The sequence below is a fragment of the Pseudomonas sp. FG47 genome (genome assembly GCF_057809115.1).
Map to the genome: position 1 here is coordinate 1 of NZ_JBMDJI010000004.1, position 23,113 is coordinate 23,113.

Below are 23,113 nucleotides of genomic sequence, written 5' to 3' on the forward strand. Positions count from 1 at the left end.
TGGTTCCTTTTTGATCCTTCAAAAAGGGACCCGCCGTAAGGGCGGAAAGGTGATTGTGCGTCGACATCGCAAATGAATGCGCCTACAACTCTAAAAACCAACTAACCAACTAACCAACTAACCAACTAACCAACTAACCAACTAACCAAACAACCCTATTCAAACCCACTCAAAGCCGCTGCAGAATCAACTCCCCAGAAGCCCCAGCCAACCCAGGCTGCCCGGCCTGCCCAGGCCGCCCACTGGCCCCCGCATCGGTTCTATAAACCAGACACCCCTTGCTCGCCCCACCCCGCCCCGCCTTGCCCGCAGCCCCCGGCTTACCCGGCGCACCACCATCGAGCCGTACCACGATCCGCTCCTGAGCGAACCCCTCAGGCACGCTCAAGCGAATCCGCCCGCCCGCGGCGCCATCATGACCATTGCCCCCATCATCACCATTGGCCCCCCGGCTAGCCTGACCCCAGGTGCAACCACCCGGCGTGCCATTGGCGCCATCGAGCCCGAAATACCCAGGCGCCCCCGCCCCGCCGCGGGCATCGATAGCCAACCGCTCGGCCTCCAGCGCCTCCAGGCGCAGATCCAGGTTGCGTCCCGGCCGCGCCGCGCGCTCGTAGGTGCCCGGCGCGCCCGGTGCGCTGAACTCGCTGCCTTCGGCCAACGCCGCATGCGCCGCCACGATATTCAGCTCATGCTCGGCCGGGGCAATGGCAATGCGCGCATCGCGCCCCAGTTCGAGCCGGTCGATCTTCAATTCAGTCAGGCTGGCCGGCAGCAGCAAGGTCGCCGAATCGGCCACCCGCAACTGCTCCAGGTGCACACTGGCCGACTTGTTGGGCAGGCGCAGCATCGAATGGGCGGCAACTTCAAGGCTCTCGGCCTGAGCCAGAGGGGTGGCCAATGCGGCCAACAACATCAATTTACGCATGGCTCGACGCCTCCTGCGGCCGTGGGATGGACATGACGTGGAAAATGCCGGTCAGCAAGATCTGCAACCGATCGAACCAGCGATGGCTGCGCCCACGCAGGCTGCCATTGAAAAACAGCACCTCCAGCGCATGCAAGCCGAGCAGGAAAGCGCCCGCGGCGTTGATCAGCAGGTTGAACGGCAAGGGCTGCGGCATGAACAGGTTGACCAGCACCACCCACCAGAACACCACCGTCAGGGCCTTGCCCAGGCCCAGGATGAACTTCATAGCCCCGCCCCCAAAGGATTGTTGTTATGTCGGAGCGGCCCGTTCGAGCGGGCCGTGCCGACAACAGTAACCCTACAGCTGGAGCGCGCGCCAGAGGGGTCAGTTCAGGTGCAACTCCACCCGTCGATTATGCGCGCGACCTTCGTCGGTGTCGTTGTCGGCCACCGGCTGCGCCTCGCCACGTCCCTGGCTGGTCACCTTGGTCGGCGCCAACCCCTGGCTGATCAGGTATTCGGCCACACTACTGGCACGCCGCTCGGACAGTTTCTGGTTGTAGCTGTCCGAGCCTACGCTGTCGGTGTGCCCGACCACCTTGACGCTGGTCACGCTGGGATCGTTGAGCTTGGGCAGCAGGCTGTGCAGCCGCTGCTGGGCACCGCCGGTGAGTTCGGCGGAATCGAAGGCGAACAACACCTGGCCCTGGTCGTCCAGGGTGATCACTTCAGGTGTCGCCACAGGCACTGGGGCCGGCGCCGATGCAGGGTACTGCGGCAACGGGCAGCCCATGTGATCGACCTGCGTCCCCGCCGGCGTGTCCGGGCAGCGGTCGCGGCGGTCGAAGACCCCATCGCCATCCTCGTCGCCATCCTGGGCATAACAGATCAACCCACCGGCAATGGCCCCGGCGACACCGGCGCCGGCCGCCCAACTGGAACTCTCGATGGCGCCCAGGCCACCACCGACCAGCCCGCCAAGCAGGCTGCAGATGGGCCAGGTCCTTTGATTGAGGGGCGCACTGCCGTCGCTGTGGGTGGCGCAACCTGCCAGCAGGCTGGTGGCCACTACCAGCGGCAGTGCCGCCTTCGACAAAACACGCATGGTGAATGCTCCTGTGTCACCGGCCGCTACCGGTCACACAGGAGTAAAGACGCGCCCGCGCCACTTCTCAAGGTACAGGCGCCACGCCATCAACGCTGGATCTTGATCTCGGTACGGCGGTTCATCGCGCGGCCATCGGCCGTGGCATTGTCGGCCACCGGCTGGGTCTCGCCGGCCCCCACCACCGAAACGAAGCTACCACGCGGCACACCGCTTTCGACCAGGTAGCTGGTCACCGACTGGGCGCGACGCTCGGAGAGCTTCTGGTTGTAGGTATCGGAGCCGACGCTGTCGGTATGGCCACTGACGCTCAGGCGGGCGCTAGGGGCTTCCTGCTTGAGGCGCGTGGCGACGGTGTTGAGGCGCTCCTTGTCGGTCGCGGTCAAGCGCGCCGAGTCGAACTCGAAGTGCACATCGCGAATGACGATGACTTCTTCCTTCTGCACCACGACTTCCTCGACCACTGGCGCAGGCTCCGGCGGGCAACCGTTGGCGTCGACCTGCACCCCGCGCGGCGTGCCCGGGCACTTGTCGCGGCTGTCCGGCACGCCATCGCCGTCTTCGTCGCCATCGCCATGGGCCCAGCAGTAGCCAGCCGCCAGACCGCCGCCGAGCAAGGCGCCCCAGCCTGCCCAGCTGGAACTCTCGATCGCGCCCAGGGCCGCGCCGCCCACACCCCCGACGGCAGCGCACTTGGGCCAGTCGGTTTTCTGCAAACCTGCACAACCAGTCAACACACTGGTGAGCAGAACCAGGGGTATCGCTGTGCGTACTATGCTCATCTTGTTGCTTCTCCTAGGGGAATCGGTGCAAAACCGATGCCCTGGGAGTAAAGACCGGCGATTCCCGCCCTGCCAGCAAGAAGCCACGACGCGGCGACGCGGCGCTTTGCCCGATCGCCGGGGACCGCTAGTCTTGAGCGACCTGAACGAGGAATGGCAATGACCGACGTTTTCTCACAACGTACACCCCAGCAGGCCCTGGCCGCCCTGCTCGAACGCTTCACCCCGCGCCATCTGCTGCTGGTGGGCAGCCGCTTCCCAGCCCTCGAGGCTTTCGCCGCCGCCCACCCCGATAGCCAGATCGAGGTTGCCGCGCCCGGCCCGCTGCCCAGCGAACAAGCGGCCCGACGCTTCGACCTGGCGGTACTGGTGGACTGCCTGGAGCACCTGCCCAAGCGTACTGGCCTCGAGCTGCTGGGCGGCATCCGCAACCTCAATGCCAGCCGCGTCGCGGTGCTGGCGGACCTGAGCGCCTGCGGCTGGCGGGACACCGACTTCTATTCGCTGGCGCTCTCGGCCAGCGAAAAATTCCAGCGCGACGAGCAGGTGCTGAGCCTGTTCACCTATGATCTGCATGACTACAAACAGGTCCCGGACTGGCTCAACGCCAGGTTCTGGGCCAACCCGGAAAATTTTGGCAAGTACTGGTGGTGATTCAATGAGTGTCTCGGTCTGCCCTTGCGGCAGTGGCAACCTGCTCGACGCCTGCTGCGGGTATTATCACAGCGGTACCCCGGCGCCGGACGCCCAGGCCCTGATGCGCTCGCGCTACAGCGCCTATGTGCTGGGGCTGGTGGACTACCTGGTGGCCACTACCCTGCCGGCCCAGCAAGCTGACTTGGACCGCGCCGGCATCGCCGCCTGGAGCGCCCAGAGCACCTGGCTGGGGCTGGAAGTGGAAAGCGCCGAGGTGCTTGGTGGCCAGCCCGAACATGCTTTCGTCACCTTCACCGCGCGCTGGCACGACCAGCAGGGCGATCACCAGCACCGCGAGCGTTCGGCCTTCGTCCAGCACGCTGGGCGCTGGTACTTCATCGACCCGACGGTGCCTTTCAAGGCCGGGCGCAACGACCCCTGCCCCTGCGCCAGCGGGCAGAAGTTCAAGAAATGCTGCGCCAGTTACCTCGGTAGCTGAGCATGCGCCTCCTGACCCGCCTGCTCACCCTCGGCCTGTTACTGGCCTGGCTGGCGAGCTGCGCGAGCTGGGGCGGCGATGCCTGGCGCGAACCGCAGGTGCACCTGCTGAAGGTCGAACCGGTCAAGCTGCACCTGCACCAGCAGGAGTTCGTCCTGCACCTGCAGGTCGACAATCCTAATGACAGCCGCCTGTTCATCCGCAACCTGGCTTATTCGGTCAAGCTCGGCGATCTGTTGCTGGCCGAGGACCAGGCCAGCCTCTGGCGCAGCGTCGGCGGCCATGCCCGGCGCACCTTCAAGATCACTGCATACACCAACCTCTGGCAGCACCTCAAGCCACTGGCCAAGCTGCTCAAGAGCGGGCAACCGTTGCAGTACCAACTGCGCGGCGAACTGGCTACCGGGTTGATCGTGCATCGAGACCTGCACATGACGCAAAGGGGTGAGATAATCTCCGGCGATCTTCAACCGGAGTAACACCGTAATGACCCAGCAACCCCATGTCCATGGCCCCGACTGCAACCACGATCACGACCACCAGCATGATCACGATCACGGCCATGTGCACGGCCCGCACTGCAACCACAGCCACCAGGAGCCGGTGCGCAACGCCCTGAAGGACGTCGGCCGCAACGACCCTTGCCCATGCGGCAGCCAGAAGAAATTCAAGAAGTGCCACGGCGCCTGACCGACGCACCACCGCTCCCCGGCAAATGCCGCGGGAGCGGGCCCACCCCACGCTCGAGCCGGCCCACCACGACCGCTGGTAAATAAAGCTCTCCGGCACCTTGCACGGCGACTGCGCGCTCACTACCTTAGCGCCTTTCACAACCTTGCCACGCCCTGCAGGAGCCTAGTCATGGCCGCCCCCGTCCTACCACCCTTCCGCCCACGCTTGGGCAGCGCCGCCGTGTTGCTCGGCATGCTCGCGCTCGCCGGCTGCCAACTGGGTGGCTACCAGGACAGCGTGCCGCCGACCACCGGCGTGCAACCACTCAAGGGCCTGGCACAGAACGTTTCGGTGCGGCGCAACGCCATGGGCGCGCCGTTGATCGAAAGCAGCACCTTCCATGACGCACTGTTCAGCCTGGGCTACGTGCATGCCGGCGACCGCATCGGGCAGATGGTCGCCATGCGTCTGCTGGCCCAGGGCCGCCTGGCGGAACTGGCCGGCAGCGAGGCACTGGAGATCGACCGCCTGATGCGCGCGGCCAATCTCAAGCAGAGCGCCGGCCAGCTCTATGCCGATGCCTCGCCGCGCTTGAAACGTTTCTTCGAGGTGTATGCCCGCGGGGTCAATGCCTACCTGTTCCGCTACCGCGACAAGCTGCCGGCTGAGCTGGCAAGCAGCGGCTACCGCCCGGAGTACTGGAAGCCCGAGGATTCGGCGCTGATCTTCAGCCTGTATGCCTTCAGCCAGTCGGTGAACCTGCAGGAGGAACTGTCGGCCCTGACCCTGGCGCAAAAGGTTGGCAGCGACAAACTGGCCTGGCTGCTGCCCGGCGCCCCCGACGAACCGCTGGCCGAAGCCGAGGTGGACAAGCTCAAAGGCCTGAACCTGGCCAGCCAACTACCGGGCCTGGCCTCGCTGGCGGCAGCCGGCCAGCGCCTGGCCGACCTCGGCCTGCTCGGCGCCCCTGGCTCGTCCAACCTGGCCCTGGGCCCTCAACGCTCGCGCAGCGGCAAGAGCCTGCTGGCCAGCGACAGCCGCGCCACCTGGGCACTGAGCCCGGTACAGATCCACACCAGCAAGTACCAGGTCGCCGGCCTGTCGCTTCCTGGCCTGCCGATCGTGCTGGCCGGCTACAACGGCAAGCTGGCCTGGAGCGCCAGCGCGGTAATGGCCGACAACCAGGACCTGTTCCTCGAACAAGTACGCCGCCAGGGCAGCCAGCTGAGCTACCTGGCCGATGGCAAGTGGCAGACGGCCCGCGCGCGCAACGAAACCTTCTTCGTCCGGGGCCAGCGCCCGCAGCGCGAGGTGCTGTACGACACCCGCCATGGCACCCTGCTGCCGGGCCATGGCAGCCTGGCCCTGGCGCTGCACCTGCCGCAGCTCAAGGACGACCGCAGCCTCGATGCGCTGTTCGACCTGACCCGCGCGGCCAACATCGAGAAGGCCTTTGACAGCACCCGCGAGGTCGGTGCCGCGGCCCTCAATTTCGTCTTCGCCGAGCCGCAGCATATCGGCTGGCAGGTCAGTGGCCGCTACCCCAATCGCCGCGAAGGCCAGGGCCTGCTGCCCTCGCCAGGCTGGGACGGGCGCTACGACTGGGATGGCTTCGCCGACGCCATGCTGCATCCCTACGACCAGGACCCTCCGAACGGTTTCATCGGCCACGCCAACCAACGCAGCCTGCCCAAGGGCTACGGCATGCAGCTGTCGAGCAGTTGGTACTACCCCGAGCGCGCCGAGCGCCTGGCCCAGCTGGCCAGCAATGGACGCCACGACAGCCGCAGCCTGATGGCGCTGCAGAACGACCAGGTGACGCTGCTGGCCGACAAGCTCAAGCAGATGTTCGACGCCCCCGGCATGGCCCAGCCGCTCAAGCAGGCCATCGATGCCTTGCCCGCCGCCCAGCGCGACAAGGCCCGCGACGCGCTGGCCCGGCTCAAGGCTTTCGATGGCCGCTTGAGCCCGGTCTCGGCGGATGCCGCACTGTATGAATTGTTCCTTCAGGAAGTTACCCGGCAGACCTTCCTCGACGAACTGGGCCCGGAGTCCAGCCCAGCATGGCAGGCGTTTGTCGGCAACGCGCAACTGTCCTACTCGGCCCAGGCCGACCACCTGCTGGGGCGCGAGGACAGCCCGTTCTGGGACGACCGCGGCACCGCGCAGAAAGAAGACAAACCGGCCATCCTGGCCCGCAGCCTGGCCGCCGCGATCGATACCGGCACCGCGCAACTGGGCGCCGACCGCCGCGCCTGGCAATGGGGCAGGTTGCACCAGTACCGCTGGCCGGCATCGAACTACCAGGGCCTGGGCGACAACCTGAACCGCGCGCCGCTGGCCGCCGGTGGCGACTTCAGCACCCTGGCCCTGACCCCGTACGCCTGGGGCAGCCGCCTCGACAGCCAACTGCCAGCCTCGACGCGCATGGTCGTGGACTTCGGCCAGGCCGAACCCCTGCAGCTGCTGACCAGCAGCGGCCAATCCGGCAACCCTGCCAGCCGCCACTACAGCGACGGGCTGGATGCCTGGTTCAAGGGCCGCTTCATGAGCTTGCCGCTGCAACCGCAGAACTTCGCCCGGGCATATGGCAGCCAGCGCCTGACGCTGGTGCCGGGCAGGTAGGCAAACGGACAGCTGCCGGCCTTTCGCTGGCAGGGCGCCCCCGTGAAGCAAGCGACGCGGTGCCTGGCACCGGCTACGCCGGGTGTTCGCGGGTGTACCCGCTCCCACAGGCCTCAAGCCATGCGCGTCACCTGTAGGAGCCAGCCCTGCTGGCGAACCAGGCGACGCGGTACTTGGCTTAGCCTTGGGGCACACGGCAAATGATGCACCCCAGCGCAAGTTGTGCTTCTATCCTTGATCCCAGCCCCTACCGCAGACGCTCCGACCAGGACCACCATGCACCATTCGACCCATGACCTGCTGTCCCCCGTCCCGGGCATCGCCCGCCAGCTGCACAGTTTTCACTTCGGCCCACGCGGTGGCGCCAAGGTGTACATCCAGGCCTCGCTGCACGCCGACGAACTGCCGGGCATGCTGGTGGCCTGGCATCTCAAGCAACGCCTGGGCGAACTGGAACAACAGGGGCGCCTGCAGCGCGAAGTGATCCTGGTGCCGGTCGCCAACCCCGTGGGCCTGGAACAGGTACTGCTGGATGCGCCGCTGGGCCGCTTCGAGCTGCAGAGCGGAGAAAACTTCAACCGCCATTTCGTCGACCTGTCGGACAGCATCGGCGACCAGGTCGAGGCCCACCTCACCCAGGACCCCGTGCACAACCTGGCCTTGATTCGCGAATACCTGCGTCGCGGCCTGGATGCACACGCGCCACGCACGCCACTGCAGTCGCAGCGCCTGACCCTGCAACGCCTGGCCTGCGACGCCGACATGGTGCTCGACCTGCACTGCGACTTCGAAGCGGTCGAGCACCTGTACACCACGCCCGAGGCCTGGCCACAGGTCGAGCCGCTGGCCCGCTACCTCGGCGTGCAAGCCAGCCTGCTGGCCACCGATTCCGGCGGACAGTCGTTCGACGAATGTTTCAGCCTGGTCTGGTGGCAACTGCAGCAGCGCTTCGGCAAGCGCTTCCCGATTCCCCAGGGCAGCTTCTCGGTGACCATCGAGCTACGAGGCCAGGCCGATGTCAGCCATGCCCTGGCGACCCAGGACTGCCAGGCGATCCTCGATTTCCTCACCCACAGCGGCGTCATCGAGGGCCATCCTGCCCCGCTGCCCGCCCTGCGCCAACCCGCCACGCCCCTGGCGGCGGTGGAGCCGGTGACCGCGCCACTCGGCGGCCTGCTGGTGTTTCATGCCAAGCCAGGGCAGTACCTGGAGGCAGGTCAACTGATCGCCGAAGTCATCGACCCGCTCAGCGACCGGGTTACTCCGCTGCGCAACAGCCAGGCCGGGCTGATGTACGCGCGCAGTGTGCGGCGCATGGCCACGGCGGGCATGGTCGTCGCCCATGTTGCCGGTGAGCAGATCTGCCGCAGCGGTTACCTGCTGGGCAACTGAGGTCGCTCAGGCCACCGGGGCCGGTGGCGGCTCATCAGGCAGGGTCGGCTCGCCAGGCTCCATGGGCGGATGCTCACCGGGTTCCGGCGGTTGCGGCGTGTCGGGGTCAGGCTGGTGCGGGACACCACCGGCCTGCATGGGAATCGGCGTGGCGATCGGCGGGTGGGCCAACAGCGACCATACCGGCAAGCCGATCTGGTTCGGCTGCAGGACGGCCAGCTTGGCACTGATGGCGGGGTCGAGTTTCATCGGCGGCTCCTGGCGAGGCCCGGCGCGCGTCGTGCGCACCAGGGCTATTCACCTGTTGGAGTGCCAGGCGGAGAAACAATTCCCCGCGTTTGGTCGGCTCAGGTGCGCGGCAGGGTGACGCCGCGCTGGCCTTGGTACTTGCCGCCACGGTCCTTGTACGAAACTTCGCATTCTTCGTCGGATTGCAGGAACAGCATCTGCGCCACGCCTTCGTTGGCGTAGATCTTCGCCGGCAACGTGGTGGTGTTGGAGAACTCCAGGGTCACATGGCCTTCCCACTCGGGTTCCAGCGGGGTGACGTTGACGATGATGCCGCAACGGGCATAGGTGCTCTTGCCCAGGCAGATGGTCAGCACGTCACGCGGGATGCGGAAGTACTCGACGGTACGGGCCAGGGCGAAGGAGTTCGGCGGGATGATGCAAACATCGCTCTTGATGTCGACGAAGCTGCCGGCGTCGAAGTTCTTCGGATCGACGGTGGCCGAATTGATGTTGGTGAATACCTTGAATTCATCGGCGCAGCGCACGTCGTAGCCGTAGCTGGAAACGCCGAAGGAAATGACTCGGCTGTCCTGCTCGCCACGCACCTGGCGCTCGACGAAGGGTTCGATCATGCCGTGTTCCTGCGCCATGCGGCGAATCCACTTGTCCGATTTGATGCTCATGGCGGGGTGTCCTGAAAGAGTGCGGGGTGAAAAACCAGATGCGCATCTTACCGGTCCCGACGTCCAGGTTAAAGTTTCCTTGCCCGATCCCGCGCCGGACGGGGGCTGCACAGGCCGCCGATCCGAATTTCATCAAAGCGCTTCTTGGCCATTGGCAGGTTGTGGAAAGTGGGTTAAGGTGGCGCCACTGTGCTGCACGTGACACCGAGAATCTCTAGTTTGATGCACGATCCTGATCGGCCCATCGCTGAATTTTCTGCTCTCTTTGCGCTCAGTCCCGGTCAGGGTGTTTCCTGACCGTTATCAACTTTGTCCAAGGAGACAGAAAAATGTCCAACCGCCAATCCGGTGTTGTTAAGTGGTTCAACGATGAGAAGGGCTACGGCTTCATCACCCCTCAGTCGGGCGACGACCTGTTCGTGCACTTCAAAGCCATCCAAGCTGACGGCTTCAAAACCCTGAAAGAAGGCCAAGCTGTTACTTTCGTCGCTACCCGCGGCCAGAAAGGCATGCAGGCTGAAGAAGTTCAGATCGCCTAAGTCGATCTCGCTTCCTCGCTTTCAAAAAAAACCCGCCATTGGCGGGTTTTTTTGTGCCTGCTCGAAAGTTATCCGCCGCCCCCCCTGTAGGAGCGGCCTTGTGTCGCGAATGGGCTGCACAGCAGCCCCAGGATTTCAGCGGTGATGCAGAAAGTGCCGGGGCCGCTGTGCGGCCCTTTCCGACCGGTCCGACGCCTCGGCAAGGCCACTCCTACAGGTAACGCGTCAGTCTTCGCTGATGGTAATGCTCGGCATCGCTGGCGCCGCCGCTTCCTGCAGCACGATCCGCGCCCCCACCTGCCGCGCCAGCTCCTGGTAGACCATGGCGATCTGGCTTTGCGGCTCGGCGATGGCGGTCGGCTTGCCGCTGTCGGCCTGCTCGCGGATCAACATCGACAACGGCAACGACGCCAGCAGCTCGACGCCGTATTGCGCCGCCAGCTTCTCGCCGCCGCCCTCACCGAACAGGTGCTCGGCATGGCCACAGTTCGAGCAGATATGCACGGCCATGTTCTCCACCACGCCCAACACCGGGATATTGACCTTGCGGAACATCTCCACGCCTTTTTTCGCATCCAGCAGCGCCAGGTCCTGAGGCGTGGTGACGATCACCGAGCCTGCCACCGGCACCTTCTGCGCCAGGGTCAGCTGGATGTCGCCGGTGCCCGGCGGCATGTCGATCACCAGGTAGTCGAGGTCGTCCCAGGCGGTCTGGGTCACCAGTTGCAGCAACGCCCCCGAAACCATCGGACCACGCCAGACCATCGGCGTGTTGTCATCGGTGAGAAACGCCATGGACATCACCTCGACACCATGGGCCTTGATCGGCACGAACCACTTCTGCTCACGGATCTGCGGACGGGTGCCGTCGGCGATGCCGAACATCACGCCCTGGCTCGGGCCATAGATGTCAGCGTCGAGAATACCGACCCGGGCGCCTTCGCGGGCCAGGGCCAGGGCCAGGTTGGCCGCGGTGGTCGACTTGCCCACCCCGCCCTTGCCCGACGCCACGGCGATGATGTTCTTCACGTTGGCCATGGCCGGCACCTGGGCCTGGGCTTTATGGGTGGCGACCACGCAGTCGATGCTCACCAGGGCCGAGGCGACCCCCTCCAGGTTCTCGATGGCGGTCTGCAGCACCTGGGCCCAGCCACTCTTGAACAGACCAGCGGCATAACCCAGTTGCAACTGCACCTTGACCTGCCCGCCGTGGATATCGATGGCGCGCACGCACCCGGCGCTGACCGGGTCCTGGTTCAGGTAGGGGTCGGTGTACTGGCGAAGCACGCCTTCGACGGCGGCACGGGTGACGGCACTCATGGAGGCTCCCATTGGCAAACGGAATACGAAACAGACGCCTATGCTAACCCGTCAATCGTCAGCAGATGCGCACGCGGGGTGAAATAAATTCGCCAGCCCTTTATAGTGGCCGATCATCCTTATTTTTACCCCGTCGCCAGATAAGTAGCCGAGCCACCATGTCCGAGCCACGTCAGATTCTCGTCACCAGCGCCCTGCCCTATGCCAATGGATCCATTCACCTTGGCCATATGCTCGAGTACATCCAGACGGACATGTGGGTGCGCTTCCAGAAGCTGCGCGGCAACCAGTGCGTCTACGTCTGCGCCGATGACGCCCACGGCTCGGCCATCATGCTGCGCGCCGAGAAGGAAGGCATCACCCCCGAGCAACTGATCGCCAACGTCCAGGCCGAGCATGCTGGCGACTTCGCCGATTTCCTGGTGGACTTCGACAACTTCCACTCCACGCACAGCGAGGAGAACCGCGAGCTGTCGAGCCTGATCTACGGCCGCCTGCGCGACGCCGGCCACATCGCCACCCGTTCCGTCACCCAGTACTTCGACCCTGAAAAAGGCATGTTCCTGGCCGACCGTTTCATCAAGGGCACCTGCCCCAAGTGCGCGGCCGAGGATCAGTACGGCGACAACTGCGAAAAATGCGGGGCCACCTACGCCCCAACCGAGCTGAAGAACCCCAAGTCGGCGATCTCCGGCGCTACCCCGGTACTGCGCGACTCGCAGCACTTCTTCTTCAAGCTGCCGGACTTCCAGGCCATGTTGCAGCAGTGGACCCGCAGCGGCACCCTGCAAGACGCCGTGGCCAACAAACTCGCCGAGTGGCTGGACGCCGGCCTGCAGGAATGGGACATCTCCCGTGACGCGCCGTACTTCGGCTTCGAGATCCCCGGCGAGCCAGGCAAGTACTTCTATGTGTGGCTGGACGCGCCAATCGGCTACATGGCCAGTTTCAAGAACCTCTGCGCACGCCGCCCGGAGCTGGACTTCGACGCGTTCTGGAGCGAAGGCTCGCAGGCCGAGCTGTACCATTTCATCGGCAAGGACATCGTCAACTTCCACGCCCTGTTCTGGCCAGCCATGCTCGAAGGCGCGGGCTTCCGCAAGCCGACCGCGGTCAACGTGCACGGCTACCTGACCGTCAACGGCGCGAAGATGTCCAAGTCGCGCGGTACGTTCATCAAGGCGCGCACCTACCTCGACCACCTGCAACCGGAATACCTGCGCTACTACTATGCCGCCAAGCTCGGCCGCGGTGTCGACGACCTCGACCTGAACCTCGAGGACTTCGTGCAGAAGGTCAACTCCGACCTGGTCGGCAAGGTGGTCAACATCGCCAGCCGCTGCGCCGGCTTCATCCACAAGGGCAATGACGGCCTGATGGTTGCGGGCGATGCCGCGCCTGAGCTGACCGAAGCCTTCCTTGCCGCCGCGCCGTCGATTGCCGAGGCCTACGAAGGCCGTGACTTCGGCCGCGCCATGCGCGAAATCATGGCCCTGGCCGACCGCGCCAATGCCTGGATCGCCGACAAGGCGCCGTGGTCCCTGGCCAAGCAGGAAGGCAAGCAGGAAGAAGTCCAGGCCATCTGCGCCCAGGGCGTCAACCTGTTCCGCCAACTGGTGATTTTCCTCAAGCCGGTGCTGCCGCTGCTGGCCGCCGACGCCGAGGCTTTCCTCAATGTCGCGCCACTGACCTGGAGCGACCTTCAGTCGCGCCTGGAAAACCACAAGCTCAACCCGTTCAAGGCACTGATGAGCCGCATCGAGCCGGCCAAGGTCGAAGCCATGGTCGCCGCCAGCAAGGAAGACCTGCTGGCCGCCGAAGCCAAAGCCGCCCCGGCAGGCAACGGCGAGCTGGCCAAGGATCCGCTGTCGGCCGAGATCGAATTCGACACCTTCGCTGCGGTAGACCTGCGCGTGGCCCTGATCGTCAAGGCCGAGGCTGTACCCGGTGCCGACAAGCTGCTGCAACTGACCCTGGACATCGGCGACGAGCGCCGCAATGTGTTCTCGGGTATCAAGTCGGCCTACCCGGACCCGTCTCAATTGGAAGGCAGGCTGACCATGATGGTGGCCAACCTCAAGCCCCGCAAGATGCGTTTCGGTATCTCCGAGGGCATGGTCATGGCCGCCGGCCCTGGCGGGGAAGAGATCTACCTGCTGAGCCCCGACAGCGGCGCCAAGCCCGGCCAGCGCATCAAGTAAGCTTTGCCCCGGCCCATGGCCGGGGCATTTGCATCGACCGCGTGCTGTCGGATAATCAGGTTTTCCCGCAGACTTCGGCATTTCCATGAGCGACTACGTTCTGGTCCTGGTCAGCGCCGCGCTGGTCAATCACCTGGCCCTGCTGGGCGAACCCGTCGAACGCGCCCGCGTGCACCTGCTAGGGCTATGCACCGGGCTAGTGCTGCTGGCGCTGCCCATCGGCCTGCTGCTGCCGGCGGCATGGCGCGACCTGCAGCTGCTCCTGTTACTGCCATTGTTAAGCGCCTTGGCCTGGGCAATGCCCACCCTGCTCAGCCGCTGGCGACCCGATTGGCCCGTGGACGGCCTGAGGCCGTTGCTGATGGGCAATGCCGTGGTGCTAGGCTTGCTGTTGCAGCTTGCCAGTGATGCCAGCAGCATTGGCCAAGCACTGATCTACAGCGTTGGCGCGGCACTGGGCTTCTGGCTTGCCCTGGTGCTGTTCGCCGACCTGCGTGTACGCAGTCACCACCCGGACCTGCCTGTGGCGCTGCGCGGGCTGCCGATCGAGCTGATTGGAGCCGGGGTAATGGCCCTGGCGTTTTCCGGGTTCAACGGATTATTCACCCAATGAGTCTGATACAAAGCATCGATGCCTTGCTGCCGCAAACCCAGTGCGGCAAATGTGGCCACGGCGGCTGCCGACCCTATGCCGAAGGCTTGGCCGCGGGAGAAGCAATCAACAAATGTCCGCCCGGCGGCCGCGAGACCATCGCTGCCCTGGCCACGCTGCTGCAGGTACCGGTGATCGCGCTCGACCCTCAACGCCCACCTGGCCCCTCGCAGGTGGCATTCATTCGCGAGGCCGAATGCATTGGCTGTACCAAGTGCATCCAGGCCTGTCCGGTGGACGCCATCGTCGGCGCGACCAAGTTGATGCACACCGTGATCGCCAACGAGTGCACCGGTTGCGACCTGTGCCTGGCGCCCTGCCCCGTCGACTGCATCGACCTGTTACCGCTGCCGGCCAATGTGACTCCTATCGTCGGCGACCTGACCCATGGCGCCGAGCAACGCCTGGCACGCAGCCAGCGGCGTGACCGGGCACGCTACCGCCACGAACAGCGCGAAGCGCGCCAGCGCCGGGAGGAAGCCCTGCGCCAGGCACAACGCCAGGCGCGGCAACATCCTGTCGACAACGATACCGCCCTCAAGCAGGCGAAGGTTGCCGCGGCCATGAGTCGCGCCCAACTGAGCAAGGCCCGCAGCGCCTTGGGCGCCGCCCCCGAGGCGCAACAGCTCGCGCAACTCCAGGCCCTTGAGGCCAGCGCCGAGCAGGCTCGCCAGCACCTTGAAGCGCTGCAAGCCCATGCCAGTGTCTGACCCGCGCCTGCGCAGCGCCATGAACCTGGTGCTACTGGCCTGCGGGCCAGGCTTGCTGGTGCTGTTCTGGCTGCACGGCTGGGGAGTATTGGTCAACCTGCTGCTGTGCAGCGCCGCCGCGTTGGCGACCGAGGCCCTGTTGCTGGGCTGGCGCAGGCTGCCTGTAGCCGTGGCGCTCGGCGATGGCAGTGCGTGGGTCACCGCCGTGCTGTTGACCGCTGCCCTGCCCGCCCAGGCGCCCTGGTGGTTGCCGGTGGCTGCCGCGAGCGTCGCCATCGGCCTGGGCAAGCAAGCCTACGGCGGCGTCGGACGCAACCCGTTCAACCCGGCGATGGTCGGCTACGCCTTTGTTCTGCTCAGCTTCCCGCTGCAGATGCATCACTGGTCTGGCCACAGCCCGGGCCTGCTGGACAGCCTGCACCTTAGCTTTGCCGCCAACGAGCAGATTGACGCCTGGGCCAGCCCGACGGTCCTGGACGTACTGCGCCACAACCGCAGCCTGACCGTCGACGAACTGTTCAGCACTGATATGGCCTTCGGACACTGGGGTGGCAGGGGCGGCGAATGGGTCAACCTCGCCTTCCTGCTCGGCGGCCTTTTGCTACTGCAGCGTAAGCTGTTCAGCTGGCACGCGCCGGTCGGCCTGCTCGGAGGGCTGTTTCTGTTCAGCCTGCTGGGCTGGAACGGCTCGGGGTCCGACTCCAACGGCTCGCCCCTGCTGCACCTGTTTTCCGGCTCGACCATGCTGGCGGCGTTCTTCATTGCCACCGAGCCGGTATCCGGTTGCAAGCGCCCGCTTGGCCGCTTGCTGTTCGGCTGCGGCGCCGGCCTGCTGATCTATCTGATTCGCACCTGGGGCAGCTTTGCCGACGGCACGGCGTTCGCCATCCTGCTGATGAACCTGGCCGCGCCTGCCCTGGACCGCTTGGCAGAAGCCCGCGAGCGGGTGCGCGCATGAATGTTCGCTGGCGCAGCCACCTGCTGCTGGTGCTGATAACTGCACTGGCCTTGGCTGCCACGCTCACCTGGCGACACTGGACCGCCGGCCCGATCGCCGAAGCCACGCAGCAGTGGAAGGAACGGCAATGGCTGGCGGTGCTTCCCGCAGGCAGTTACGACAACCGTCCACTGGCCAATCCCTTGCCCTTGGTGCAACCGACCCTGGCGCACAGCCGCCTGCTCGCCGCCTACCGTGCCAGCCTGGCCGGCACGCCGGTGGCCATCCTGCTGCACAGCAGCTTCCAGGGCTATGCCGGCCCTGTCGAACTGGCGATCGCCATCGACAGGCAAGGCCGCCTGCTCGGCGTGCATGTGCTCAGGCAACAGGAGAGCCCAGGGTTGGGCGACCAACTGATCAATCCGACCCTGCATTGGCTGGACCAGTTCACCGGCAAGGCCCTCGACCAAGCCTGGGCGATCAAGCGCGACCATGGCACCTTCGACCAGATGGCGGGGGCCACGGTGACCTCGCGGGCCGTGATCGATGCGCTGCAAGATGCCCTGCGTTATTTCGATGAGCAGCGCCCGACACTGCTTGGCGAGGCGACGCCATGAGCGCACAGTGGCTACTGCTAACCGGCCTTGCTCCGCTACTGGGCGCCACCGCCAGCGCGGCCCAAGGTGCGGCTATCGGCCTCTGCGCGCTCGTGCTCGCAGGCCTGCACCAAGTGCTGATGGCCCCCCTGCGCCGGCATCTCGACAGCAGCACCCTGCCCTGGGCGAACATTGTGCTGGTGAGCGCCCTGACCACCTGCCTGCTGCTGAGCCTGCGGGCCTGGGCTCTCCCCCTGGCCGTGCAACTGGGCCACTATCCCGCCCTGCTGGCCCTGACCTGCCTGGCCATCGACCCGCTGCTGCCACAACGTGAACGCTGGCGAGCACTGTGCATCAGCCTTGGCGGCCTGCTGGCAGCCTGCATCACCCTGGGAGCCTGCCGGCAACTGCTGGCCCATTCGCTTGGCCTGCATATTGCCGAGCTGGCGCCGGGTGCCTTGGTGCTCCTCGGCTTGCTGCTGGGCTTGTACAATCACCTGCGCCCACGGATCCACCCCTCACGTCGCCAAGGAACCCGTTGACCCCATGAATGCCGCCAAACGCCTGGAGATCTTTCGCAGGCTGCATGAAGACAATCCCGATCCAAAGACCGAACTGGCCTACAGTACCCCGTTCGAACTGCTGATCGCCGTGATTCTTTCGGCCCAGGCCACCGATGTAGGGGTCAACAAGGCCACCGCCCGGCTGTACCCGGTGGCCAATACACCGCAGGCGATCCATGCCCTGGGCGTGGAAGGCCTGAGCGAGTACATCAAGACCATTGGCCTTTACAACAGCAAGGCCAAGAATGTCATCGAGACCTGCCGCCTGCTGGTCGAACAACACGGCGGCGAAGTGCCACAAACCCGCGAAGCACTCGAAGCACTGCCGGGTGTTGGGCGCAAGACTGCCAACGTGGTTTTGAACACAGCTTTCCGCCAGTTGGCCATGGCAGTCGATACGCACATTTTCCGCGTGAGCAACCGTACCGGCATTGCCCCGGGCAAGACCGTGCTCGAGGTGGAAAAAAAACTGCTGAAGTTCGTCCCCCGAGATTACCTGCTCGATGCCCACCATTGGCTGATCCTGCACGGCCGCTATGTGTGCCAGGCGCGCAAGCCACGTTGCGGGAGTTGCCGGATCGAGGACCTGTGCGAGTACAAGCACAAGACCTCGGACGATTGAGGCGATAGTGAATTACGTCCCTGGACGATTGAAAAAATCTTTTTTACCCGCCCTGCGAATCCCGTTATAAGGACGGCCAATGGCCCTTTGGCTTGGAGTGACGCATGAGCACCGATAAAGAAGACCTGACTATCGACGAAGAATTCCAGAGCGTGGACGAAGACGAAGAGCCTCAGGCCGAACCGGCCAAGACCAACCTCAGCAAACGCCGCACCATCGACAACATGCTCGAAGAGCGGCGACTGCAGAGACAACTGGCCGATTTCGACTACGACCTGTAACCCTGAAAAGCCTCCACCACGGGGGCTTTTTCAATCATACTCAGACCAGCCCATGGCGCTGGGCCAACTCGATGAGGTCGACCAGGGAACGCGCATTGAGCTTGAGCAACAGTCGAGTCTTGTAGGTACTGACGGTCTTGTTGCTGAGGAACATGCTGTCAGCGATTTCCTTGTTGCTTTTGCCCCGCGCCAGTTGCTGCAACACCATCATCTCTCGCCCAGACAGACGCTCGACCATCTCGCTTTCCGTCGCCCCCCCGACACCAGACCGCCCCTTGTGCAACGCCTGGTTGGGGAAGTAGCTATAGCCGGACAGCACCGCCTTGATTGCGCTGAGCAACTCGGTCAATTCCTGCTGCTTGCATACGTAACCCGCCGCCCCCGCCTGCATGCAGCGCATCGAGAAATGTCCCGGGGTCTGTGATGTCAGTACCAACACCTTGCTCGCAGGGCTCAGCAGGGCCAGCCGAGCTATCACCTCGAGCCCATCCAGCTTGGGGATCCCGATATCCAGCACAACGATGTCCGGAAGATACTCCCGTGAAAGTTGCAGGGCATCCACACCATTGTCGCTCTCCGCCACCACCTCGTAACCATGCCGTTCCATCAGCATGCGTACGGCCAGGCGAATGACCGGGTGATCATCCACGATCAGCACTTTATTCATGCGATATCCATTGATTCGTTATTTTCAATTCGCCAGGCCACCTTAACCGACCTTGCGGCCGATTAGTTATGAGGTTTCCCTGACAGATACATCAAAAGAAGAGGACTACAACTATTGAGGATTAATCCTACGCGTACCTATTTCACAACCTGTAATAGATTCATGCCTGAATTAACCGTCACAAAAATTAACAGCCCCGCTGATGGGATCCAAGTACCGACCCCTTACATAGCTCGCAGGAAATTTCACTTATAGGTACAGGAGAAAGGTTGAAGGAGATTCATTTCCAATAATGGAAGTGCCTCACACTGCTGTCTGGAAAAGAAACAACGTACAGATGAGCGACGCTCGATCGGATACTCATCATGAACCAAGAATCCATTAGTCCCCTGACCCTTATCGCCGTGTTCGCCGGCGTCATCGAAGCCTCGGCACTGGCCTCTCTTCCCTTTCTGAGTGAGCAGAGCCAGAGTATCTACACTTGGTTTCTGGTGGGGTTTCCGTTTTTCCTGACGGTATTGTTCTTCCTCACCCTCAACTTCAACACCGGCTCATTGTTCGCCCCCGAGAAACACGAGCCCGGTTCAAGTTGTCAGCCGCCCTCTTCTGCCACCGGCCCAAGCTCCGAACAGACACCGGCACCTCACAGCCCCACGATGCCCGATGAAGCCATCAGGCCCTCCAGCCACGATCAAGGCGCAATCATCATCGCCATATCAGGTTCAGAGGGCCTCAAGATGATCGAAAACCATGTACTGCGCATGATCGAGCGCCCACCGCCCTCGGCGCGGCGCTGGGTCCTGTACAACCTGGATGCACGGGTATGCATTCACCTGTCGGTGGAACCTATGCTCGACAACGCCGAAACGGCGTTCGACGAGGAACATCAAGCATGAGATCCAGGCATAAAAAAACCCGGCACTGGCCGGGTTTTTTCTTCAACCGCCTGCTTAGAGCAGTGCACGGCCCTTGTTGGCAGCAATTCGCATACGCAGGGCATTGAGCTTGATGAAGCCTGCGGCATCAGCCTGGTTGTAGGCCCCGCCGTCTTCCTCGAAGGTCGCGATATTGGCGTCGAACAGCGAGTCGTCGGACTTACGGCCGACGACGGTGACATTGCCCTTGTACAGTTTCAGGCGCACGACACCGTTCACGTTGACCTGGGACGCGTCGATCATTTGCTGCAGCATCAGACGCTCCGGGCTCCACCAGTAGCCGGTGTAGATCAGGCTGGCGTACTTCGGCATCAGCTCATCTTTCAGGTGAGCGACTTCGCGGTCCAGGGTGATCGACTCGATGGCACGGTGGGCCCTGAGCATGATAGTGCCGCCTGGGGTCTCGTAGCAGCCGCGCGACTTCATGCCGACATAGCGGTTCTCGACGATATCGAGGCGGCCAATGCCGTTGGCGCCACCGATGCGGTTGAGGTCGGCCAGGACCGTGGCCGGGGTTTTCTCGACGCCGTCGATGGCGACAATGTCACCGTTGCGGTAGGTCAGCTCGATATAGGTGGCCTGGTCTGGCGCATTCTCCGGCGAGACGCTCCAACGCCACATGTCTTCTTCGTGCTCGGTCCAGGTATCCTCCAGGACTCCGCCTTCGTAGGAGATGTGCAGCAGGTTGGCGTCCATCGAGTACGGCGACTTCTTCTTGCCGTGGCGCTCGATCGGGATACCGTGCTTCTCGGCGTAGTCCATCAGTTTCTCGCGGGACAGCAGGTCCCACTCGCGCCATGGAGCGATGACCTTGACGCCGGGCTTGAGCGCATAGGCACCCAGCTCGAAGCGCACCTGGTCGTTGCCCTTGCCGGTAGCGCCGTGGGAAATGGCATCGGCGCCGGTTTCGTTGGCGATCTCGATCAGACGCTTGGCGATCAGCGGGCGGGCGATGGAAGTACCCAGCAGGTACTCGCCTTCGTAGACGGTGTTGGCACGGAACATCGGGAACACGAAATCACGCACGAATTCTTCGCGCAGGTCGTCGATGTAGATTTCTTTCACGCCCATTGCCTGGGCCTTGGCGCGGGCCGGCTCGACCTCCTCGCCCTGACCGAGGTCGGCGGTGAAGGTCACCACTTCACAGTTGTAGGTGTCCTGCAGCCACTTGAGAATCACCGAAGTATCAAGGCCGCCGGAATACGCCAATACGACCTTTTTTACGTCCGCCATGCCATCACTCCACGGGGTTGTACGGAAAGCCGATGATTCTACCGGCCTTGCCGAAAAATTTACAATGGGGCGACAGCTTGTGACGACAAAGCGACAGGAATTGTCGAGAGCGCGACCAGCGGTCGCACCCTGGATTATTTCCCTGGCGCGGGCTGCACGGGAAGTGCCGCGGCACCTGCCGGGGCCGCAGCTGCAGGCGCAGCAGTGGGTGCTGGCGGGGTCTGCACCTGCGGCTGCTCGACGGGCTTCTCCACCGGCGTCACCCGGTCAAGCTGGATGTTGACTCGGCGGTTGCGCGCACGGTTGGCTGGCGTGTTGTTCTTGGCCAGCGGGTAGCGTTCGCCATGGAAGCGCACGGTGATCTGCTCATCCGGCACGCCATGGGCCTTGAAGTATTCGGCCACCGCCAGGGCCCGCCGGCGCGAGGTGTCGCGATTGGTCAGGCGATTGCCGCTGTTGTCGGAGTGGCCATTGAGCTCGATATGATTGACCGACGGATCGGCCTTCAGATAGTCGAGGATCACGTCCAGGCGCGCGCGCGCCGAGCTGTCCAGTTCAATGCCGCCACCGGGAAAGCCGACCTGGGTCTGGCGGATCTGGTCGTAGTTCATCGGCAGCAGCTTGGCCGCGCAGACCTGGTAGTCACTGTAAGCCTTGGCAAAACTCACCGGCATCACATGCACTTCCATGGCCCGCCCGCCTTCACCGGCGTAGTTGCGCACCACGCTGCTGCGCCCATCGAGCAGGCCGTTGATCAGGCGGCTGGCCTGCCCTTGACTGGAGGTGAACAGCACGCCGTTGCGGGCCATGCGCACCACACCCAGGTTGATATCGCCGCGCCCGGGCTGCCAGGGCGCCGCCGCGGCCAGCAGGGTGGCGGAGCCAGCCCCCAGCACATTGCTGTCCGAGCGCAGCTGGAAGGTCGGCTGCTCACCAGCGCGGCGCACGAACTCACCGCTGCCGAAACCGTCGATCGGCTGGATCAGGCGGCATTCGAACTGGTTCCCCTCGACTTTCCAGGCGACGTTCTCCACGCGGGTCTGGAAGGTCAATGCCCCAGCCGGGAGGCTGGCGACAAGGGTGAACAGGGCTAGGTAACGCTGGCGCACGGGCGGCTCCACAGATTCTGACGGCTTACCTCAAGGCTATCGGACGCCCGTGGGAAAACTTGATAGCCGTGCTCGACAAGGGGTTTTCCGGTAGCATTGAGGTCTGAGTTCGACCCGCCTGGAATTCCCAATGTCCGATCGCCTGACCCTCCTGCGCCCCGACGACTGGCACATCCATCTGCGCGATGGTGCCGTCCTGCCACATACCGTCGGTGACGTGGCGCGTACCTTTGCCCGTGCCATCATCATGCCCAACCTCGTGCCGCCGGTGCGCAACGCCGTCGAAGCTGGCGCCTACCGCGAGCGCATCCTTGCCGCCCGCCCTGCCGGCAGCCGCTTCGAGCCGCTGATGGTGCTGTACCTCACCGACCGCACCAGCCCCGAGGATGTCCGCGCGGCCAAGGCCAGCGGCGTCGTGTACGCCGCCAAGCTCTACCCGGCCGGCGCCACCACCAACTCCGACTCGGGCGTGACCAGCATCGACAATATCTTCCCGGCGATCGAGGCCTTGGCCGAGACCGGCATGCCACTGCTGGTGCACGGTGAAGTCACGCGTAGCGAGATCGACGTGTTCGACCGCGAGAAGCGCTTCATCGACGAGCACATGCGTCGTCTGGTAGAGCGCTTCCCGACCCTCAAGGTGGTGTTCGAGCACATCACCACCGGCGATGCCGCGCAGTTCGTCAGCGAGGCCCCGGCCAACGTCGGCGCGACCATCACCGCCCAGCACCTGCTGTACAACCGCAATCACATGCTGGTCGGCGGCATTCGCCCGCACTTCTATTGCCTGCCGATCCTCAAGCGCAACACCCACCAGGTGGCGCTGCTGGATGCGGCCACCAGCGGCAACCCGAAGTTCTTCCTCGGCACCGACTCGGCGCCGCACGCCAAGCACGCGAAAGAAGCCGCCTGCGGCTGTGCCGGCTGTTACACCGCCTATGCCGCGATCGAGCTGTACGCCGAGGCGTTCGAGCAACGCAATGCCCTGGACAAGCTTGAAGGGTTCGCCAGCAAGCACGGCCCGGACTTCTACGGCCTGCCACGCAACACCGACACTATCACCCTGGTGCGCGAGGAATGGTCGGCGCCTGAAAGCCTGCCGTTCGGCGACACCACCGTGGTTCCCCTGCGCGCCGGTGAAACCTTGCGCTGGCGCCTGCTGGAGGACAACGCGTGAGCGAAGACTTCTACGAAGACGACCAGGACAACGCGG

General features: G+C 64.2%; 26 protein-coding genes and 1 pseudogene. 17 read left to right on the top strand and 10 right to left on the bottom strand.

The genetic code is table 11. From position 1 onward, the window contains the following. Window positions 1-169: 169 nt before the first annotated feature. From ACODS5_RS05415 to ACODS5_RS05430, 4 genes are all read right to left on the bottom strand, one after another. The gene (locus ACODS5_RS05415; protein ID WP_489108156.1) at window positions 170-928 is read right to left on the bottom strand and encodes a collagen-like protein; all 759 of its coding nucleotides are present in this window, start codon (window positions 926-928) and stop codon (window positions 170-172) included. Further along, on the bottom strand, window positions 921-1,196 hold the full coding sequence (locus ACODS5_RS05420; protein ID WP_134693636.1) for a DUF1145 domain-containing protein: 276 nt from the start codon (window positions 1,194-1,196) through the stop codon (window positions 921-923). The genes ACODS5_RS05415 and ACODS5_RS05420 overlap by 8 nt, the downstream gene beginning before the upstream one ends. Before the next feature lie 99 nt (window positions 1,197-1,295). Continuing rightward, window positions 1,296-2,015 (bottom strand): PA1041 family peptidoglycan-binding anchor lipoprotein, encoded by a 720-nt coding sequence (locus ACODS5_RS05425; protein WP_134693637.1) that lies wholly within the window; start codon window positions 2,013-2,015, stop codon window positions 1,296-1,298. Window positions 2,016-2,104: 89 nt separating this feature from the next. After that, window positions 2,105-2,797: a PA1041 family peptidoglycan-binding anchor lipoprotein gene (locus ACODS5_RS05430; RefSeq protein ID WP_134693638.1), complete on the bottom strand. Its 693-nt coding sequence runs from the start codon at window positions 2,795-2,797 to the stop codon at window positions 2,105-2,107. A 159-nt stretch (window positions 2,798-2,956) separates the two neighbouring features. On the opposite strand from ACODS5_RS05430, the gene ACODS5_RS05435 reads away from it, so the two are divergent. The 6 genes from ACODS5_RS05435 (at window position 2,957) to ACODS5_RS05460 (ending at window position 8,621) form a co-directional block, all read left to right on the top strand. Beyond that, entirely contained in the window at window positions 2,957-3,451 is a 495-nt protein-coding gene (locus tag ACODS5_RS05435) for a DUF6231 family protein (protein WP_134693639.1), read from the top strand. A gap of 4 nt (window positions 3,452-3,455) precedes the next feature. After that, on the top strand, window positions 3,456-3,932 hold the full coding sequence (locus ACODS5_RS05440) for a YchJ family protein (protein ID WP_489108157.1): 477 nt from the start codon (window positions 3,456-3,458) through the stop codon (window positions 3,930-3,932). 2 nt (window positions 3,933-3,934) lie between these two features. Further along, window positions 3,935-4,411 carry an LEA/WHy family protein gene (locus tag ACODS5_RS05445; RefSeq protein WP_489108158.1) on the top strand — a complete coding sequence of 159 codons (477 nt, stop codon included), beginning with the start codon at window positions 3,935-3,937 and terminating at the stop codon, window positions 4,409-4,411. Between the two features lie 7 nt (window positions 4,412-4,418). Then, entirely contained in the window at window positions 4,419-4,622 is a 204-nt protein-coding gene (locus tag ACODS5_RS05450) for an SEC-C metal-binding domain-containing protein (RefSeq protein WP_134693642.1), read from the top strand. Window positions 4,623-4,793: 171 nt separating this feature from the next. Further along, window positions 4,794-7,229 carry a penicillin acylase family protein gene (locus ACODS5_RS05455; protein WP_489108159.1) on the top strand — a complete coding sequence of 812 codons (2,436 nt, stop codon included), beginning with the start codon at window positions 4,794-4,796 and terminating at the stop codon, window positions 7,227-7,229. Window positions 7,230-7,505: 276 nt separating this feature from the next. Continuing rightward, the gene (locus ACODS5_RS05460; RefSeq protein ID WP_134693644.1) at window positions 7,506-8,621 is read left to right on the top strand and encodes a succinylglutamate desuccinylase/aspartoacylase family protein; all 1,116 of its coding nucleotides are present in this window, start codon (window positions 7,506-7,508) and stop codon (window positions 8,619-8,621) included. 6 nt (window positions 8,622-8,627) lie between these two features. On the opposite strand, the gene ACODS5_RS05465 is transcribed toward ACODS5_RS05460, so the two are convergent. Continuing rightward, complete coding sequence (locus tag ACODS5_RS05465; protein ID WP_134693645.1) at window positions 8,628-8,870, bottom strand: hypothetical protein; 243 nt, start codon at window positions 8,868-8,870, stop codon at window positions 8,628-8,630. A 98-nt stretch (window positions 8,871-8,968) separates the two neighbouring features. Then, complete coding sequence (dcd, locus tag ACODS5_RS05470) at window positions 8,969-9,535, bottom strand: dCTP deaminase (RefSeq protein ID WP_003258001.1); 567 nt, start codon at window positions 9,533-9,535, stop codon at window positions 8,969-8,971. A gap of 329 nt (window positions 9,536-9,864) precedes the next feature. Here dcd and ACODS5_RS05475 point away from each other — a divergent pair, with 329 nt between their 5' ends. Then, window positions 9,865-10,074 carry a cold-shock protein gene (locus ACODS5_RS05475; RefSeq protein WP_003254922.1) on the top strand — a complete coding sequence of 70 codons (210 nt, stop codon included), beginning with the start codon at window positions 9,865-9,867 and terminating at the stop codon, window positions 10,072-10,074. Between the two features lie 225 nt (window positions 10,075-10,299). Here ACODS5_RS05475 and apbC read toward each other — a convergent pair whose 3' ends face one another. Beyond that, window positions 10,300-11,394: an iron-sulfur cluster carrier protein ApbC gene (apbC, locus tag ACODS5_RS05480; RefSeq protein ID WP_489108160.1), complete on the bottom strand. Its 1,095-nt coding sequence runs from the start codon at window positions 11,392-11,394 to the stop codon at window positions 10,300-10,302. Between the two features lie 158 nt (window positions 11,395-11,552). Here apbC and metG point away from each other — a divergent pair, with 158 nt between their 5' ends. From metG to ACODS5_RS05520, 8 genes and pseudogenes are all read left to right on the top strand, one after another. After that, window positions 11,553-13,595, top strand: coding sequence for a methionine--tRNA ligase (gene metG, locus ACODS5_RS05485; RefSeq protein WP_489108161.1), 2,043 nt, complete (start codon window positions 11,553-11,555; stop codon window positions 13,593-13,595). An 85-nt stretch (window positions 13,596-13,680) separates the two neighbouring features. Further along, window positions 13,681-14,208, top strand: coding sequence for an Rnf-Nqr domain containing protein (locus ACODS5_RS05490; protein ID WP_134693648.1), 528 nt, complete (start codon window positions 13,681-13,683; stop codon window positions 14,206-14,208). After that, window positions 14,205-14,948: pseudogene (gene rsxB / locus ACODS5_RS05495) on the top strand (electron transport complex subunit RsxB); the annotation flags it as partial. The gene ACODS5_RS05490 and the pseudogene rsxB, both read left to right, overlap by 4 nt. Next, on the top strand, window positions 14,944-15,915 hold the full coding sequence (locus ACODS5_RS05500) for an RnfABCDGE type electron transport complex subunit D (protein WP_134693650.1): 972 nt from the start codon (window positions 14,944-14,946) through the stop codon (window positions 15,913-15,915). The pseudogene rsxB and the gene ACODS5_RS05500, both read left to right, overlap by 5 nt. After that, entirely contained in the window at window positions 15,912-16,511 is a 600-nt protein-coding gene (locus ACODS5_RS05505) for an RnfABCDGE type electron transport complex subunit G (protein WP_489108162.1), read from the top strand. The genes ACODS5_RS05500 and ACODS5_RS05505 overlap by 4 nt, the downstream gene beginning before the upstream one ends. After that, window positions 16,508-17,032 carry an Rnf-Nqr domain containing protein gene (locus tag ACODS5_RS05510; RefSeq protein ID WP_134693652.1) on the top strand — a complete coding sequence of 175 codons (525 nt, stop codon included), beginning with the start codon at window positions 16,508-16,510 and terminating at the stop codon, window positions 17,030-17,032. Before ACODS5_RS05505 ends, ACODS5_RS05510 begins: the two co-directional genes overlap by 4 nt. 4 nt (window positions 17,033-17,036) lie before the next feature. Further along, window positions 17,037-17,675, top strand: coding sequence for an endonuclease III (gene nth / locus ACODS5_RS05515; protein WP_134693653.1), 639 nt, complete (start codon window positions 17,037-17,039; stop codon window positions 17,673-17,675). 104 nt (window positions 17,676-17,779) lie between these two features. After that, on the top strand, window positions 17,780-17,956 hold the full coding sequence (locus ACODS5_RS05520) for a PA3496 family putative envelope integrity protein (protein WP_167659518.1): 177 nt from the start codon (window positions 17,780-17,782) through the stop codon (window positions 17,954-17,956). A gap of 40 nt (window positions 17,957-17,996) precedes the next feature. Here ACODS5_RS05520 and ACODS5_RS05525 read toward each other — a convergent pair whose 3' ends face one another. Further along, window positions 17,997-18,623, bottom strand: coding sequence for a response regulator transcription factor (locus ACODS5_RS05525; protein ID WP_134693654.1), 627 nt, complete (start codon window positions 18,621-18,623; stop codon window positions 17,997-17,999). Between the two features lie 365 nt (window positions 18,624-18,988). Here ACODS5_RS05525 and ACODS5_RS05530 point away from each other — a divergent pair, with 365 nt between their 5' ends. Then, window positions 18,989-19,519: a hypothetical protein gene (locus ACODS5_RS05530; protein ID WP_134693655.1), complete on the top strand. Its 531-nt coding sequence runs from the start codon at window positions 18,989-18,991 to the stop codon at window positions 19,517-19,519. 54 nt (window positions 19,520-19,573) lie between these two features. Here ACODS5_RS05530 and ACODS5_RS05535 read toward each other — a convergent pair whose 3' ends face one another. After that, window positions 19,574-20,791, bottom strand: a complete 1,218-nt coding sequence (locus ACODS5_RS05535; RefSeq protein WP_134693656.1) for an argininosuccinate synthase — start codon at window positions 20,789-20,791, stop codon at window positions 19,574-19,576. A 134-nt stretch (window positions 20,792-20,925) separates the two neighbouring features. Next, window positions 20,926-21,900, bottom strand: coding sequence for a flagellar protein MotY (locus tag ACODS5_RS05540; protein ID WP_134693657.1), 975 nt, complete (start codon window positions 21,898-21,900; stop codon window positions 20,926-20,928). Window positions 21,901-22,030: 130 nt separating this feature from the next. Between ACODS5_RS05540 and pyrC the strand changes: the two genes are divergently transcribed. Further along, window positions 22,031-23,077 carry a dihydroorotase gene (pyrC, locus tag ACODS5_RS05545; RefSeq protein WP_134693658.1) on the top strand — a complete coding sequence of 349 codons (1,047 nt, stop codon included), beginning with the start codon at window positions 22,031-22,033 and terminating at the stop codon, window positions 23,075-23,077. The last annotated feature ends 36 nt before the right edge of the window (window positions 23,078-23,113 follow it).